1 protein-coding gene is annotated in these 1,449 nt (G+C 76.7%); it reads right to left on the bottom strand.

What is annotated here, in order from left to right; all coding sequences use genetic code 11:
* Positions 1 to 1,449, bottom strand: a 1,449-nt coding sequence (locus tag PINTE_RS21330; RefSeq protein ID WP_157087456.1) for an amino acid adenylation domain-containing protein, incomplete at both ends; no start/stop codon positions are given.

Genomic DNA, 1,449 nt, shown 5'->3' with positions numbered 1-1,449 from the left:
CGGCAACCGGCGGCGCAGTCCGGCGAGCACGGCCTGCGCGTCGGCGCCACCGGCAGCCAGATCGGCGCCGGCCGCGGCGACGGCGTACCCGACGAGCACGAGGGAGCCGGTCGGCAGGCGTCGCGCGACGACCGCGGCCCGGGCGACCCGCGGGTCGGCGGCGAGCACCGCCTGGATCTCGCCGGGCTCGACGCGGTGCCCGCGGATCTTGACCTGGGCGTCGCTGCGGCCGTGGAAGTCGAAGACGCCGTCGGGGCGCCGGGAGACGATGTCGCCGGTGCGGTACATCCGCGCCCCGGGCGGCCCGTAGGGGTCCGCGACGAATCGCGCCGCGGTCGGTGCGGGCGCGCCGTGGTACCCGCGGGCCAGCCCGGCTCCGGCGACGTACAGCTCGCCGGGCACGCCGTCGGGCACCGGCCGCAACGCGGTGTCGAGCACCCGCACCGCGGTGTTGTCGATGGGCCGTCCGACGATCGGGGTCGCGCTGTCGCGGGTGCCGCCGCCGAGGGTGTTGATCGTGTACTCGGTGGGGCCGTAGAGGTTGTAGCCGTCGGTGCCGGGCGCGTCGCGCAGCGCCGCCCACACGTCGGCGCCGACCGCCTCCCCGCCGAGGAGCACGAGCCGCGGCGCGTGCGCGCCCGCCAGCAGGCCGTGGGCCAGCAGCGCCCCCGCCACCGAGGGGGTCACGTTGAGCACGTCGATGCGGTGGGTGGCGAGGTAGTCGGTCATCGCGGCCGGATCGCGGCGCACGGTCTCCGAGAGCAGGTGCACCTCGTGGCCGTCGAGCAGCCACAGCAGCTCCTCCCACGACATGTCGAAGGCGAAGGAGACGGCGTGCGCCACCCGCCACGGCTGGTCCGGCCCCGCGCCGGCGGGGGCGAAGATGCGACGCCGGTGGTTGGCGAGCATGTTGACCAGCCCGGTGTGCTCGATCGCGACGCCCTTCGGTTCGCCGGTGGAGCCCGAGGTGAACATGACGTACGCGAGGTCGTCGTGCCGGTACCCGGGCACGATCTCGCCGTCGCTCTCGGTGTGGCTCTCGGTGTCGGTGGGGGTGTCGGTGGGGGTGTCGGGCGAGGCGGCCCAGGTCGCGAGGGTCGCCGGGGTGATCGCGCACCGGGCCCCGGCCGCGCGGCGCAGGGTGTCGCGCCGCTCGTCGGGGGCAGTGACGTCGATGGGCACGTACGCGGCGCGCGCCGCGAGGACGGCGAAGACCGCGACGACGACGTCGTTGCCGCGGGGCAGCTCGATGCTCACGCGGTCACCGGGGGCGACGCCCGCGTCGCGCAGGGCGCGGGCCTGGGTGCGCACCGCCTCCCAGAGCTGCGCGAACGTCAGCCGGCCGCGATCGTCGACGAGGGCGGTGCGCTCGGGCACGCGCTCGGCCGTGCGCGCCAGGAGTTCCACGAGCCCGGCTCGGGGCAGCTCGCGGCCACCGTCGGGGTCGGC

It is taken from the genome of Piscicoccus intestinalis NBRC 104926 (assembly GCF_001515525.1).
GTDB classification, from domain to species: domain Bacteria; phylum Actinomycetota; class Actinomycetes; order Actinomycetales; family Dermatophilaceae; genus Kineosphaera; species Kineosphaera intestinalis.
The sequence above is the reverse complement of the archived record's forward strand: the minus strand, read 5'-3'. Positions and strand labels throughout refer to the sequence as shown.